Origin of the sequence: Shewanella sp. 10N.286.54.B9 (assembly GCF_041468565.1) — a bacterium.
Taxonomy (GTDB): Bacteria; Pseudomonadota; Gammaproteobacteria; order Enterobacterales; family Shewanellaceae; genus Shewanella.
This window is the reverse complement of sequence record NZ_JBFRIY010000042.1, coordinates 1-14,026: the sequence shown is the minus strand read 5'-3', so window position 1 is coordinate 14,026 and position 14,026 is coordinate 1. Positions and strand designations below refer to the sequence as shown.

Annotated in this window: 14 protein-coding genes; 9 read left to right on the top strand and 5 right to left on the bottom strand. The window is 42.2% G+C overall.

The window, feature by feature from the left end; translation table 11 throughout:
• Positions 1-81: 81 nt before the first annotated feature.
• From AB4135_RS15685 to AB4135_RS15675, 3 genes are all read right to left on the bottom strand, one after another.
• Positions 82-1,011 carry a sterol desaturase family protein gene (locus tag AB4135_RS15685; RefSeq protein ID WP_371994357.1) on the bottom strand — a complete coding sequence of 310 codons (930 nt, stop codon included), beginning with the start codon at positions 1,009-1,011 and terminating at the stop codon, positions 82-84.
• Between the two features lie 32 nt (positions 1,012-1,043).
• Entirely contained in the window at positions 1,044-2,108 is a 1,065-nt protein-coding gene (locus tag AB4135_RS15680) for a DUF2804 domain-containing protein (protein WP_371994323.1), read from the bottom strand.
• A 228-nt stretch (positions 2,109-2,336) separates the two neighbouring features.
• Complete coding sequence (locus AB4135_RS15675) at positions 2,337-2,900, bottom strand: porin family protein (RefSeq protein ID WP_371994321.1); 564 nt, start codon at positions 2,898-2,900, stop codon at positions 2,337-2,339.
• A 224-nt stretch (positions 2,901-3,124) separates the two neighbouring features.
• Here AB4135_RS15675 and AB4135_RS15670 point away from each other — a divergent pair, with 224 nt between their 5' ends.
• The 5 genes from AB4135_RS15670 to AB4135_RS15650 all read left to right on the top strand — a co-directional run bounded on the left by AB4135_RS15670 (position 3,125) and on the right by AB4135_RS15650 (position 6,877).
• Positions 3,125-3,691, top strand: coding sequence for a YajG family lipoprotein (locus AB4135_RS15670; RefSeq protein WP_371994319.1), 567 nt, complete (start codon positions 3,125-3,127; stop codon positions 3,689-3,691).
• Between the two features lie 30 nt (positions 3,692-3,721).
• Positions 3,722-4,303, top strand: coding sequence for a peptidylprolyl isomerase (locus AB4135_RS15665; protein ID WP_371994355.1), 582 nt, complete (start codon positions 3,722-3,724; stop codon positions 4,301-4,303).
• A gap of 106 nt (positions 4,304-4,409) precedes the next feature.
• A complete protein-coding gene (locus tag AB4135_RS15660; protein ID WP_220735998.1) occupies positions 4,410-4,730 on the top strand; it encodes a hypothetical protein in 321 nt (106 codons plus the stop codon).
• A gap of 210 nt (positions 4,731-4,940) precedes the next feature.
• On the top strand, positions 4,941-6,362 hold the full coding sequence (locus AB4135_RS15655; RefSeq protein WP_371994318.1) for an AmpG family muropeptide MFS transporter: 1,422 nt from the start codon (positions 4,941-4,943) through the stop codon (positions 6,360-6,362).
• 284 nt (positions 6,363-6,646) lie between these two features.
• Positions 6,647-6,877, top strand: a complete 231-nt coding sequence (locus AB4135_RS15650; RefSeq protein WP_371994316.1) for a hypothetical protein — start codon at positions 6,647-6,649, stop codon at positions 6,875-6,877.
• 103 nt (positions 6,878-6,980) lie between these two features.
• On the opposite strand, the gene AB4135_RS15645 is transcribed toward AB4135_RS15650, so the two are convergent.
• A complete protein-coding gene (locus AB4135_RS15645; RefSeq protein WP_220736000.1) occupies positions 6,981-7,466 on the bottom strand; it encodes a YajQ family cyclic di-GMP-binding protein in 486 nt (161 codons plus the stop codon).
• Positions 7,467-7,623: 157 nt separating this feature from the next.
• Here AB4135_RS15645 and AB4135_RS15640 point away from each other — a divergent pair, with 157 nt between their 5' ends.
• From AB4135_RS15640 to AB4135_RS15625, 4 genes are all read left to right on the top strand, one after another.
• A complete protein-coding gene (locus tag AB4135_RS15640; protein WP_371994353.1) occupies positions 7,624-7,998 on the top strand; it encodes a VanZ family protein in 375 nt (124 codons plus the stop codon).
• A 37-nt stretch (positions 7,999-8,035) separates the two neighbouring features.
• The gene (locus AB4135_RS15635) at positions 8,036-8,998 is read left to right on the top strand and encodes a ketopantoate reductase family protein (protein WP_371994314.1); all 963 of its coding nucleotides are present in this window, start codon (positions 8,036-8,038) and stop codon (positions 8,996-8,998) included.
• A 136-nt stretch (positions 8,999-9,134) separates the two neighbouring features.
• A complete protein-coding gene (locus AB4135_RS15630) occupies positions 9,135-10,634 on the top strand; it encodes a sodium-dependent transporter (RefSeq protein WP_371994313.1) in 1,500 nt (499 codons plus the stop codon).
• Positions 10,631-10,735, top strand: a complete 105-nt coding sequence (locus AB4135_RS15625; protein WP_371994311.1) for a MetS family NSS transporter small subunit — start codon at positions 10,631-10,633, stop codon at positions 10,733-10,735. Before AB4135_RS15630 ends, AB4135_RS15625 begins: the two co-directional genes overlap by 4 nt.
• A gap of 212 nt (positions 10,736-10,947) precedes the next feature.
• Here AB4135_RS15625 and AB4135_RS15620 read toward each other — a convergent pair whose 3' ends face one another.
• Positions 10,948-13,716, bottom strand: coding sequence for a TonB-dependent receptor plug domain-containing protein (locus tag AB4135_RS15620; RefSeq protein WP_371994309.1), 2,769 nt, complete (start codon positions 13,714-13,716; stop codon positions 10,948-10,950).
• Between the last annotated feature and the right edge of the window lie 310 nt (positions 13,717-14,026).

Genomic DNA, 14,026 nt, shown 5'->3' with positions numbered 1-14,026 from the left:
TACATACCAAGCTACAAGATGTAAAACGGTGAGCCATTGGCTCACCGTTTTCATTTGTGGTTAACAATCGATATCAACTAGCTACTTCACTTCAGCCACGCCTTTTGAGTTATCACTTGCAGAGCCATCGCCAGCTGTAGTTTGCTGATCCGATTGAACCTCTGCTGTTGCTGGCGGTGCAAATAATACTTTAAAGCGTTGTAATGGACTTAAATTGGCACTCAATGCTTGTTTAAACATATCGCGCCATTCGGTAAAGGTCACGACTATGGGGTTGAAGCTATTAATAGGTTTTGTGATCCCGTACTGAACAGTTTCAACTTCTTTGGCAAAAGTACCAAATAGACGATCCCAAATAATTAAAATACCGGCATAGTTTTTATCAATGTATTGCGGATTGCGGCCATGATGCACCCTATGGTGTGAAGGTGTATTAATCACCCACTCAAAAATACCTAAGGATTTTATCGCTTGGGTATGCACAAAGAACTGTAAACCTAAATTCAGCAGCACCACAAATACCACCCAATTAGGGTCAAAGCCAACAATGACTAATGGCAACCAGAAAATCCACATTCCTGCCAAGGGGTACATCAAGCTTTGACGAAATGCAGTACTGAAATTCATATTTTCAGAGCTATGATGAGCAACGTGTGCCGCCCACATCCAACGAATACGATGGCTTGCACGATGGAACCAGTAATAACAGAAGTCTTGAGCAACCATCAGTGCGACAAATGTCGCGCCATTCATCTCTATATCGAATAAGCGCCAGCCAAAAAACAGTAAATACAGTTTCGCAATTAACAGCCCGGTAAGGATGTCAGTGATTTGGTGCATGGCTGCCAAACCAAAATTACACAAGACTTCAGGTAGATGATAACGAGCATTGAGCGGCAATCGATTTTGCCTATCTCCCACATACCATTCCAGCAAAATACAGACGAAAAAGATTGGCGCAAGTACCAAAAGCAGTACTTCGGGGTGTGAGATCAGTGAATTAAAATCCATCTTATTATCCATTTCCTATAAATCCTTTATCATTACCAACGAGCAAAGTGATCTTCAGTTAATCCCAATACATTATCTAACTGATGTTTATTACCTAAATTATCGAGGATATGGCCGCTGTAATGGCCTAGGTACTGCCTAAAGTTACTCTTTATCAACCAAAGGTTCAGTTTTTCCTGGCGGCAGTTAAGCGGGGTAAAGTTGAGTTCAATTTGGCCATTGTCAGAAAAGATCCGCCAACAACCTGCTTGCTGTTCTTTGGTTGTTTGGCGGGTGAAATCAAAATGAACCGCTCCCAGTAAATGCCGCTCACCATCAATCCAAAATGCATTTTCGCTGCTGCCAGTTTCATTCACTCCCGCCGCAAGGTTTAGCCCAATACTGCCAGTATCTGTTAGCGCATTAATACTTGCCCAACGCCAGCTAGTTTCTCGGCGCATGAAACCTGCGCTGAAATCATAGCCAGCAGTAACCCTTTGCAAGGGTTGTGGCTCGTGATTAATCGCCAGCTTACCTTTTACCGTTAACGCATTATGTTTTTGAGTGTAAGTCCAGCCGCTGTACCCCGTTGGATTACACATCGCCATCGGCAAACTCAATGGCTCTGGTTGTAAAATCAGATCAGCGTCTATACCAAGGGTATTGAGCTTTACTCGCCACTGCCCCTGCTCAATATCAAACTGGATCTCGCCTTTTGCGCCTTTGATGCTGGCATAGCCTTGCATCGGAGATTCGGACATTTGATATCCCATCCCCAGCGGTTTGAGCCAGCTAGCTTCAATCAAGTTGTTTTGCTTAACGTCATACAAATAACAAAATGCACTACCAACATATCGAATGTCAGCCAATGCGACCCCGATGACAAAGTGAGGCGTTACGATACTGGCAAATTGAAACTGTTTATAATCGAAATGTTTAGCCCAACTTGAAGCTGGCTTATCCATATCATTAAAGTAATTAAAGTTATCAATACCTAGCGTTAATACTGGACCATCAAAATGGCCGAATTGAGGCCTACCGCTATCATCGATAAGAGATTGTGGCGCCGCTACACTGGATAACATCTTTGGCATCCATAAGGTGCTTTTGGCAGTCATTAATGAGCAACTCCATGAAAGTATTTGACCTTTTACTCTAACTGGAACTGATGCAGGTTAAAAGCTATTCAGCAATATTTTGTTAGCAAACTGTAAATAAAATAATTAGGATATCTTAGTGGTAGCTTACTAATGTGCTTGAAAGGGATATACAGCTAGATTTGAGCGAAAAAGAAATTTATGACGCCTTCAGATAAAAAGACGCCATGCTTAACGAAACTGGCTTTGCTAAAACTTATAGCTCATACCAAAGTTTAAGTTCTGAGCCGTTAACTCTTGAATAGGAATATACTGGTACTCAATGTTCATCCCAAAACCAGAATGAAAGCGAACTTCCCAACCCACAGCAGTATATAGGTCTTGGCTATTGTTGCTCTCATGAAAATATTCGTCATTGCTAAATGGGCGGCCTCTGTCATAACTAAGCTCATTCGCACTGACACCTAACTTAGCATACAAGCGATTTCTTTCAGAAAGTTGATATTGACCATAAAGCGCTGCTCTAAAGCCTGAGTACTCAATGTTTTTAATACCGTTAAAAACACTTGTCAGTGCCGACCCAAGTCCAGCATCTCCAGCAAAGTAGCCCGCTTCGATACCAAAATTATCGTGCCACATATAGCGATAGTAGATATCATAGACAAAGTTATCACCATCAGATGAGTCCTCATCGTCTATCCCATCAAAATCATTAAATCCATAGCCAACGCTTCCACCAACTATATGATCTCCTTGTGCAGCCATTGCACTGCAACTCAATAACCCCGCGACAACTAATGTTAAAATACGCATATTGATTCCTTTAATACACCTTTATAAGGGCAGTGGATTCTACTAACCCACCAACAAGCGAGCAGTCTATTTGCACTGCAAGCGCATAATATATCAGCATTTACAACATTATCTATATAAAAGTCAGTCGAAAGCACTGCCCCAGCTAAAACTTCCTCTACTGTGGAATTCCGATCCTGTTCTGGTATGCTGATGCCATCTAATTTTCAACGACACCTTTGATAATGAAATCTTTATTTTTAGTCATAGCCGCGGCATTTACTGTTATCGGTTGTGCCAGTCAGGCACCAACCCATATTGCATTAAACCCTGAAGTTCCAAACATTAGCCAACAAACAGGTATTCAGTTGCCGATAGCCATTGATACTATCGATATACGTTCAGCGAACTTTATTGTCAGGTTTAATAATGGCGACAACGCTGCTCGCCTAGTGAGCCCGAGCGAAGCACCACGTATGCAAATGGATCAGGTATTTAGAGATGGTTTTTCACAAGCTGGTTATCGTGTTGATCCTAGTTCGGTTAAACATTTACAAATCCAACTAGAGCAGTTACTCACCGACGTTGATGAAGGCACCTTTGGTTTTGAAGCAAATAGCCAGATTGTTATTAATGTCATTGCACAAAACGCTAATCAGTCGTTAACTAAGCGCTACCGTGCAAAAGGGTTACTGAAAGGCCCCTTTGGTGCTGATTTTGCCACCCTTGAGCTTGAGATGAACAAGTTACTTGGGGAGTTAACCCACGATATTATTAACGACCCAGAACTTAACCAGTTCATTCAGCAATAAAAATAGCAAAGGAAGATTATGAAATCTTGGATGATAAAATGTATTAGCCTAGCCGCAATATTACTTACCCCGTTTGCCAATGCCGTTGATATTCAACCCAATACGCTTTATCCGCAAGTTGAGTTTGACACTAGTATGGGAACAATCGTGGTTGAACTCGATAGAACTCGAGCGCCGCTGACCGTTGATAACTTTCTCACCTATGTCGTGAAAGGTCACTACGACAATACTCTGTTCCACCGTGTTATCGCGGATTTTGTGGTGCAAGGTGGTGGTCTAGATTTAAACAAAGAGGAGCGCCCAACGGACGAACCTATCATCAATGAATCTGGCAATGGTCTATCGAATCTTACTGGTACTATTGCTATGGCACGAGAAAATGAGCCCCATAGCGCCACCAGCCAGTTTTACTTCAACGTGGTAGATAACGAAAAGTTAGACCCTTCATCTCGTCGCTGGGGCTACGCAGTATTTGGCGAAGTCACCTCAGGGATGGAAGTATTAGCCGCAATGGCTTTAGTGCCAACAGAGTTTAATAGCAAGTTAGAATGGCCTGACTTTCCTGTTGAAGATATCATCCTTAAGCGGGCTAAATTATTACCTAGAGACTAATTAATCAGTCTTCATTGGATATTTTATAAAATATTTAAAAAATATTGACCAAAAAATCTAAAAGACGTTCTATACTGATATTGCTAAAGCAAAAGGAGGCGGTTCAATGACACCAAATCAGTTCATTGATGATAAAGCGCCCCAGCTGGCTTTCTACGGAAAAGCGTTTTTAAGTAATCAACTCGATTTCAATGAAATCCAGCTATATCTATGGGACACCCTAGAAGAGTGGCAGATGTATGACCATCAGGGTGATGCGCAAACGGATATGGAACGTGTGTTTTGGCACCTACTGCATTCCTTCGATAGATGGCCCAGCTGGGCAATCAGAGGTAATCAGTTCTTGAGGCAACAGGTAGACGACTGTTGCGACTACCTAAGTATTGGCGGTCAAATACCTCAAGGATGTGTAGGGATCAGGCCTTAGTTCTTATCTAAAGCTAAAACTAAAAGCTACACCCCAAGCCCAAACCTATCCGGTTTGGGCTTTTTAATGAGCTAAATCCATTCACCACCGTACAATTTTCCCGCCACACCAGTATCAATGAATAGTTAGCGAGTTAGAACTGTATTATTCCCTTGAACCCAAACTCACTGCACCGTAAGCTAGCTTTATCTTTACTCGTTAAGCAATCATATGCCTTCAGTGACCAAGCTCTCCTATTTCCAACGCATTAAAGATTCACTCTCCATCTACTGCCATAAACGGGTTTTAAGCCTATTGCTGCTTGGTTTCTCTGCTGGCTTGCCCTTAATGCTCGTTTTTTCAACATTATCTTTTTGGCTCAGAGAAGCTGGAGTAGATAGAACCGCTATCGGCTATTTTAGCTGGATAGCCTTGGTTTATGGTTTTAAATGGGCATGGTCGCCACTGGTTGATCGCATGTCATTACCTTTGTTAACTCGCTTTTTAGGTCGCCGCCGTGGCTGGATGATCTTCGCGCAACTGACTTTGGTGCTTGCCATTATAGGAATGAGCCAAAGTGATCCCTTGGTCGACATTGATAAGCTTGCACTGTTTGCTTTGATGGTTGCTTTTGCGTCAGCAACACAAGACATCGTTATCGATGCATTTAGAATTGAATCTGCCTCTGAAAAGATGCAAGCAGCATTAGCGGCCGCCTACCAAGTGGGTTATCGCAGCGCGATGATTATCGCCACCGCAGGGGCATTAACGATTGCAGCCTGGGTTGAGCCGAGCAGTGAGGCTTATAGCCTAGAATCATGGCAAACCGCTTACTTAGCCATGGCAGGCCTAATGTCGATTGGTATCATTACCACCCTGTTTAGCGCCGAGCCGCAAGTTGAAGCCAAAGAGGCTGACGCAAAAGAAGCTGAGCTTAAACAAAAATTTTCACAGCGTTACCCTCGTGCTGTAGCAGGTGCTCTATCCTGGTTATACACCGCAAGTGTATTGCCTTTTCTTGATTTCTTTAAACGCTACGGCAAAAGCGCACTGCTGATCTTATTGTTAATCTCTACCTACCGCATCTCAGATATCGTGATGGGCGTGATGGCTAACGTATTTTACGTCGACATGGGATTCTCTAAAGCGGAAATTGCCACCTTAAGTAAAGTCTATGGTCTGATTATGACCTTGGTAGGCGCCGGTGCTGGCGGACTATTAGTGGCTAAATATGGCACCATGAAAACGCTATTTTTAGGTGCCTTTCTCGTAGCCACCACAAATCTGCTATTTGCTTACCAAGCTGTACTTGGCTACAACGTGCCGTTTTTAACGCTGGCGATCTCAGTCGATAACTTCAGTGGTGGGGTGGCCACTGCGGCCTTTATTGCTTACCTGTCGAGTCTAACGAGTACTGGATACAGCGCAACTCAATATGCATTGCTATCATCGATTATGCTGTTGTTCCCTAAGTTTGTTGCGGGTTTCTCCGGCGCCTATATCGATGCCTATGATTACGTCAGCTTCTTTATCGGTGCCAGCTTAATCGGTTTCCCGGTGCTTGGGCTTATACTCTTAGTGCAAAAATATGTGCCCAGCAGGCCAACCGAACTCACAACAGATTTAGAACAGCAAAAAGAGCTCAACAACTAACCGTTAATATTTAAATAGCTTATATAAGCAAACGCGATAGCAGCGATGGTCTGTAATCACAGAAAGTGCTGTTCAAATGAATAGCCTATAACTTTTATGAATACAGCGTTTATTAGATACGGTGGTTTAAATCACTAATGAGTAAGCAAAATAATCAATTAGTTTAAGTTCAGGCTATAAGGGGACCCAATTAATCAAAAGTAAATTGATTTTAATCAACCACTTAAAATATTGGCCAAGTTTTTGCTAAAACATTATTCTTCAGGACGTCATAAGGACTAAATATGGATATCAGTAATATAATCATCGTCGCTATCGTGTTTTTTGCCATTTTTGGTGCGGATTTTTTTAAATACCGCTTACGTATGAAACAACTAGAAGCAAAAATTGATAGCAGTGACAAGATGAAACTCATTGATGAGGTTGATAGTATTAAACACCGTTTGGTGGTGTTGGAAAAAGTTATTACCGACAAAGGTTATGAAGTGAATGAAGAAATCAACAAACTAAAATAACAACTTAATCTAAGAGAGCTGCTCTTTGAGCAGCTCTCTGTTCATCAGTCCCTGAAATTATTCAAGTTCGGACTAGGTGATAACTTTCGAATAGTATAACGACTCAATCCCTAAAATTATTAAACTGGAAAGGCTGACCGAGATCAGCTTCGCGAGCTAAAGCCATTACCGCTTGTAGGTCGTCACGCTTCTTACCTGTTACCCGCACTGAATCCCCTTGAATAGAAGACTGTACTTTAAGTTTGCTATCTTTTATCTGTTTAACCAGCTTCTTAGCAATTAACGTTTCAATCCCCTCTTTAAATTTCACTCTTAAGGAGAAGGTTTTACCGCTGTGCACCGCCTTGTCATCAACATCCATCGACTTAGGATCAACGTTACGTTTACTCATCTGCATACGCAGGATATCGACCAACTGCTGGCATTGAAAATCATCTTCAGCCGACAGTGTTACCACGTGATCTTTATATTCGATGCTCGCTTCCTTGCCACGAAAATCGAAACGACTCTTTAATTCACGTACCGAGTTGTCTACGGCGTTACGTAATTCGACTTCATTCACTTCTGAAACAATATCCATTGAAGGCATGCGTTTGGCTCTTAAAGATTAATTTGAGCGTATTTTACCCACGAACAGCGGTGACTTGAAGAGCCGAACGAGATTTAATTGATAGTAAGCATAGTTATTGGTGACTTTAATCGGCTATTTTTCTATGATGAAGACAAATCTCTTTAGTGTGTATGATGTGATCAACCGACAGAATATATTTAAGTTAGCTCTAGCGGTAACCTTAATGGTTGTCAGTTACTTGGTTTTTTCAAAGCCAAGCTACAACATCAACACCATTCCTCACTTTGATAAAATTGGCCATATCGGGAGCTTTTTCGTCCTCTCGTACCTAACCTATTTCGCTTTTAAGCCGAGATGGTATCTGCTCGCAATAGTACTGGCTTTCTATGCTGTTTTTATCGAAATGGTGCAGTCACAACTCTCTTATCGTAGCGCCTCATTTGCCGACTTTATCGCTGATATGGTAGGTATTTTGTTGTTTTACTTTACTCAATGGCTCTATAACAGGTACTTCAAAGCCAGCAGATTTGTTGACAATAATGCCAATTAACAATATGTGTTGTTTATTCAAAGAGTCTAACTAGAGAATGAGTGCTAATAACTATTCTGCAATCATTGACAAACACAAGCTCCCTCAGGTTTCCATCATTGGTGCAGGAGCGATTGGGCAACTCATTTATCAACAGCTCTCTCGCTCAAATACTCAGGTTAACTTCATTAGCCGCGCAGACCAGTCACAGCAACAAGCCGTTACGTTTACCAATCTAGCGCAACAACAAACAACTTGCGCCGCTATGTTTATAGGCCGTAATGATTGGTCCCAACAGCTGGTAGACACAAAGTTGCTCATTGTTTGCGTAAAAGCCTATCAAGTTGTAACGGCACTTAAGCCTCTCATTAAGCGACTTCGTCACGATTGCCACATCTTATTATTGCATAATGGCATGGGACCACATTTAGAGGTCGCAAACATGCTTAATGGACAAGGTTTAAGCTTAGGTACTACTTCCCAAGGCGCATTGAAAAAATCAGCATGGCACACACAACAAACAGGCCAAGGCGTTACTCAACTGGGTCATTTCACCGGTCCTATGCTGAGTGAAACAATCAAAATGTCGCTACTATCAAGTATTCCACAAAGCCAATGGTTTGAAGATATATTGCCAATGCTTTGGCAAAAGTTAGCCATTAATGTCGCAATTAACCCAATGACCGCAATACATGATTGTCGCAATGGCGAACTGGCTGCAGCCCAGTATCGAAAAACGATTACTGCAGCGGTGACAGAATTAGCACAAGTTGCCGCCGCTGAATCCATTATGCTTGATTTAACGGTACTGCTCGATCGAGTTTACCAAGTCATTGAGCTGACTGCTGCAAACTACTCTTCAATGCATCAAGACGTTCAGCACCAACGTAAAACCGAAATTGAGGCTATTAATGGTTTTGTGGTGCTAATGGCAAGCAAACACGGCAAGAGTGCAAGGACCAATCAACAGTTATTGGCCAGCATTACCGCTCTAGAACAAACCTATTCAAACAAAGCTTAAGACCTATTTCATCATTAGATTTTTTCCATCACAATAAAACCCTCTCGTTTTGGACATCAAGCAATATTCTGAATTCCGACTAAAATTAAGCCATTAGTCCCGACAGATCTAGCTGGAAAGACAAAAGGCGCATTTAATGCAAAGAGAACAATGGAACTCAAGAACAGGTTTTATCCTTGCCGCCGTGGGTTCTGCAATTGGCTTGGGCAATATTTGGCGTTTTCCCTATATGGCCTATGAAAATGGTGGCGGCGCTTTTTTCATTCCTTACCTATTTGCCATGCTCTCTGCAGGAATCCCTTTTATGATCATGGAATTTAGTCTTGGGCATAAATACCGCGGTGCGGCGCCTAAAGTTTTTGCTAAGCTTGGACAAAGTATCGGGGTTAAGCTGGAGTGGTTAGGTTGGTTTCAGGTGTTTATAGCGGCAGTCATTGCCGTTTACTATGTTGCTATTATCGGTTGGGCAATGTCTTACCTGGTTTTTTCTATCACTCAAAGCTGGGGCGCTGACACCAACGACTTTTTCTTTAAAAGCTACCTGCAGCTAGGTGATAACTCCCCCACAAACCTTGGAGGCTTACAGTTTCATATCGCACTGCCTATGACTTTAGCCTGGGGAGTGACCACCTTGGCGGTATACTCAGGTGTCAAAGCGGGTATTGAACGAGCGAGCAAAATCATGATGCCACTGCTGTTTATTATGGTGTTATTACTCATAGGCCGCATCATTATGCTACCCGGGGCGCTAGAAGGTCTAGACTACCTGTTTCGCCCCGATTTCAGCAAGATTTTAGACGCTAAGGTATGGTCAGCTGCTTATGGGCAGATATTCTTCACCCTAAGTGTCGGCTTTGCCATCATGCTAGCCTACTCTAGCTATCTGCCAGAAAAGTCAGACATCAATAACAATGCCTTTATGACTGTTTTGATTAACTGCGGATTCTCAATTCTCGGCGGCATCATGATTTTTGCCGTCTTAGGCTATATGGCAGCAGAACAATCAAAACCAATTACAGAGGTTGTAACCTCTGGCGTAGGGCTCGCTTTTGTCACCATTCCTGCGGCGATCAACTTATTGCCCATCCCTTATATTCTCGGTCCGCTGTTTTTTTTGGCATTAGTGGTCGCGGGGCTCAGTTCGCACATATCAATTATTGAGGCTGTGGTATCCGCCGTCATCGATAAAGTGAATATTTCGAGAAAAAAGGCTGCATTATTGGTCTGTGGCCTTGGTTATATCACCTCTCTGGCATTTTCCAGCAATGGTGGCTTGCTGCTGCTCGATCTGGTCGATTACTTTATTAACAATGTCGCACTGTTAACGAGCTGTCTAATAGAGCTACTGATTATGGGCTGGCTATTTAAACTCGCTAATGTACGTGAATACGTCAACCGTTGTAGTGAGTTTAACGTCGGTCAATGGCTTGTCATCTGCTTACGCTATATTAGCCCGATTATGTTGGCGGGGATCCTTTTCAAAAACCTTATCAATACCATTCAAAATGGCTACGGAGATTACCCCATTGCCGATCAACTGTTTCTTGGCTGGGGACTCATCGCAGTCATGCTGTTCTGCGCCATCTTCATCGGCCTTGTTTCTAACCCAAATCAACCAGAGGAGCGTAATCAATGAGCACTGGAGCGATGACGATGATGATACTGGCGTTAATAATAACCTGGGGCGGCGCTGCAGTTTGCATTTCTATTGCGATGAAAGCATCGTATAAGAAATAGTCTTCGTTTCACAGAGTAGATATTCGAATATGTAAAAAGGCTAGTATCTTTTGATACTAGCCTTTCATTACTTATAAAACGATTTTTTATTGCGACTTTGACTGATAACTCTAGTTCATTTCAATATCAGATTTATCGGTTATGCGTTTGAACACCTTCTATTAATGAAAACCGCCAAAGGCAATAAGCATCTATTTCGATGCCTATTTAAACTAGAGCGATAAGTTGTACTCTAAGTATGCGAAACGCCCAATATTGCTATATACAGATTGCTGGTAGAACGGCCAGCTGTTCCATTGACTGAATGAAGGTTGAGCATCAAATAAGTTACGAACACCAAGTGTAACTGATTGTTGGCCCGTTATATCATAGGTACTAACCCAATCCCACTGAGTGTAGCTTGCGTGATGAAAGCCAGATGTAGTTCCGTCATCATTTGATACGTTACCAATTAAATCACATGATTTATTTGCTGTATCACGCTTTTGATACTGTTCATATCCAGGAAGGTAGCGAACGCTTAGAGTATTTGTCCAATCACCTGTTGTTAATCCCAAATGAGCATTACCATTCCACTTACGAGTAGCATCATCAGCAACCCAGTCACACAAAGGTTGTACAGCAGATGATTGAGTCTCATTTGTAAGGAATTGCTCAGCATACAAGCCTGACTTTAAAGTACCAAAGCTAAACTCATGTGAATACGCAAGATCCCAAATAATGCCGCTAGCAGATTGCTGAGTTAAATTCTGTAGGTTGGTTTCTACATAGCCCCTTTTATCACCACGAATACCACCATTATGGCGAGTCACCAGGTGCGTATTACGTCCAACAGCCTCATCATCCAAGATCTCTTGTAATGATAAAGAACTAATAATATTTTCAAGCTCGAGGCTCCAGTAATCAACAGTCAATGAAAGATCATCGGTTATGTCGTAAGAAAAACCAGCTCCCCAAGACTTAGATGTTTCAGGCTCTAGATTTGGGTTACCACCACTTCGAGAATTAATCTCTGTTGTTGCGCAATCCCCCTCTGACGCTGAACCGCCTGCAGCTTTTTGTTTATTACATAGCAACTGGTCGATGCCTTTGGTTACCCCCCTAGACTCTGCCAAAAATAAATAGTCTAAATCAGGTGCTTTAAAGCCCGTACCATAATTGGCGCGCAACAATAAACCATCCATTGGACGGTAGCCAATTCGACCTGAATAGGTCAATTCAGATGCATCTGAAATATCCCAGTCAGCATTATCTTGACGCACTGCTAGTTCGATATCTAAGTTGTCAAGAACAGGTAATGAAACCTCTAAGAATACGCCGGTGTTGGTCAGTGAACCACCACCATTAGAGCCAGCCCCACCAATGATCGTCCCCGCAACACTTGCCGGATCCGAACGATCTAAATACTCTTCACTGCGGTAATCGACACCAAATGCCAACCCTATATCACCACCGCTAAGCAAATCCTCAAAGCCACCACTCACAGACCAAGTAGATTGGAGCATGTCAAATTCACCAGTTCGGTGTATTGATGCCTGTAACGCATCACAAGTCGCTTTTAGCTCTGCAGACTGACAATCATTAATTATAAATGGGTTCAAAGTACCGTCTGCGAACTTAGCTTCAACCTCTGGCTTGATAAGCTGACCACCTCGACCAATTTGACGACCAGTACTCGATGAGTAACCAAGATCAAAACGGGTACTCCATAAGTCACTAATTGTGTAATCAGCTCCCATAACCGCCTCGAAAGAGTCATTGGTAACATCTTTTTCGCGGTTACCAAAGCCTAAATAACGACGACCAACAGAGGCCTTCGTCCCAGAAAGATTAGGGTCTGCTAATGAATCTAAGAAAAACTTTGCAGCTTCTGGATCATCTTTATAAATATCATTTGTTATAAAGTCTGCTAAATATGGGCTTTCGGTAATGTCAGCATAGCCTGGTGCTGCACCATTTGAGACGACAATATCCATACGTGTATATCTAAACTGAGCATCGACAACCAAGTCGTCTATAGGAGTATAATTAACTGATGTAAACATCGATACCTTGTTCGCTTTCGGTGCGACTTGGTATAGATGTGCATAAGAATACTTACATCCCCCCCACGAGTTAGCTTCTTCACAGTCTGACCATGGAATAACAGGGCTCGTATAACTAACGTCACCGTCATCATTGCGCACAATGTTGCCATCAGCATCAAGCTTAGGTTGGGTTAACTCAACGAACCCTGGAATACCATAACCACTACTCCCGTCACCGCCAGGCCCCCCACGAAAGTTTGAATTCCCCATCTCACGATCAGTAAATTGAATTGGCTCACGAGTTAAGTATTCACCGGCAAACATGATATTCATTTTTTCGGTTGAAGTTCCGGCAACCATCTGCAATTGGAACTCATCACCATCTTGATGTTTGGTGGCTGCACCATACTTAGCTTTAAAATCAAAACCATCAAAGTCTGATTTAGTAATAATATTAATTACCCCAGCAATAGCATCGGAGCCATAAACTGCTGAAGCAGAGTCAGTCAACACTTCGATACGGTTAACGGCTGCCATTGGTATTTGGTTAATGTCTGTAAACACACCGCCAGCAGCATTTTTTGGCAGTCGACGTCCATTAAGCAATATCAGAGTGTAACTAGAGCCAAAACCTTTTAGGCCAACACTCGCAGCCCCAGCGGTTTGAGATAGCGTTGCAGATTCGTTAAAACCACCAACAGAAACTGTATTACGTAGAAATTCAGAAATTGTAGATAAACCTGAATCTTCGATATCTTTCGCTGTTAAAATATTAACAGGTGTGGTGCCTTCAATATCAGTTCTTTTTATTCGCGAACCGGTAACTTGAATTCTTTCCACATTAGCGCTTTCTTCTGTTGCAGCAAATGCGGCAGGTGTAGAAATTACCGCAGCTACTGCTGCACTAACTAATGCAATACTCGTGCACTTTACGGGTAAATAGTTGTTAAACATCATAGAGCTCCCAATACTTGTTTTATTGTTTTGTACAAATTTCCCAGGCCTTAGTTAAACTATCTGGCCTAGTAAAAATGCGTACGCATCAAAACACAGCAACATCCTGGCAACAAATGAAAAACACTCAAGTAACACAAAAGTACAGCAAGTTAAGTAATAAGTTGTACGTCAAAGTAACTATAAACACTCCTTCAGCCCTAAAAACCATTGCCTAGACAATATTTCGACGAAGAAAGTATAGAAATAATAAATAACTACGATGGTAGTAATAAAATTACTAATCATAATGTAGTGGTACGGTGAATTT

What these genes read in the sequence shown, in the direction of transcription:
- AB4135_RS15685 (WP_371994357.1), bottom strand. Translation starts at nt 1,011, where the DNA reads ATGGATTTTAATTCACTGATCTCACACCCCGAAGTACTGCTTTTGGTA.
- AB4135_RS15680 (WP_371994323.1), bottom strand. Translation starts at nt 2,108, where the DNA reads ATGACTGCCAAAAGCACCTTATGGATGCCAAAGATGTTATCCAGTGTA.
- AB4135_RS15675 (WP_371994321.1), bottom strand. Translation starts at nt 2,900, where the DNA reads ATGCGTATTTTAACATTAGTTGTCGCGGGGTTATTGAGTTGCAGTGCA.
- AB4135_RS15670 (WP_371994319.1), top strand. Translation starts at nt 3,125, where the DNA reads ATGAAATCTTTATTTTTAGTCATAGCCGCGGCATTTACTGTTATCGGT.
- AB4135_RS15665 (WP_371994355.1), top strand. Translation starts at nt 3,722, where the DNA reads ATGATAAAATGTATTAGCCTAGCCGCAATATTACTTACCCCGTTTGCC.
- AB4135_RS15660 (WP_220735998.1), top strand. Translation starts at nt 4,410, where the DNA reads ATGACACCAAATCAGTTCATTGATGATAAAGCGCCCCAGCTGGCTTTC.
- AB4135_RS15655 (WP_371994318.1), top strand. Translation starts at nt 4,941, where the DNA reads ATGCCTTCAGTGACCAAGCTCTCCTATTTCCAACGCATTAAAGATTCA.
- AB4135_RS15650 (WP_371994316.1), top strand. Translation starts at nt 6,647, where the DNA reads ATGGATATCAGTAATATAATCATCGTCGCTATCGTGTTTTTTGCCATT.
- AB4135_RS15645 (WP_220736000.1), bottom strand. Translation starts at nt 7,466, where the DNA reads ATGCCTTCAATGGATATTGTTTCAGAAGTGAATGAAGTCGAATTACGT.
- AB4135_RS15635 (WP_371994314.1), top strand. Translation starts at nt 8,036, where the DNA reads ATGAGTGCTAATAACTATTCTGCAATCATTGACAAACACAAGCTCCCT.
- AB4135_RS15630 (WP_371994313.1), top strand. Translation starts at nt 9,135, where the DNA reads ATGCAAAGAGAACAATGGAACTCAAGAACAGGTTTTATCCTTGCCGCC.
- AB4135_RS15625 (WP_371994311.1), top strand. Translation starts at nt 10,631, where the DNA reads ATGAGCACTGGAGCGATGACGATGATGATACTGGCGTTAATAATAACC.
- AB4135_RS15620 (WP_371994309.1), bottom strand. Translation starts at nt 13,716, where the DNA reads ATGTTTAACAACTATTTACCCGTAAAGTGCACGAGTATTGCATTAGTT.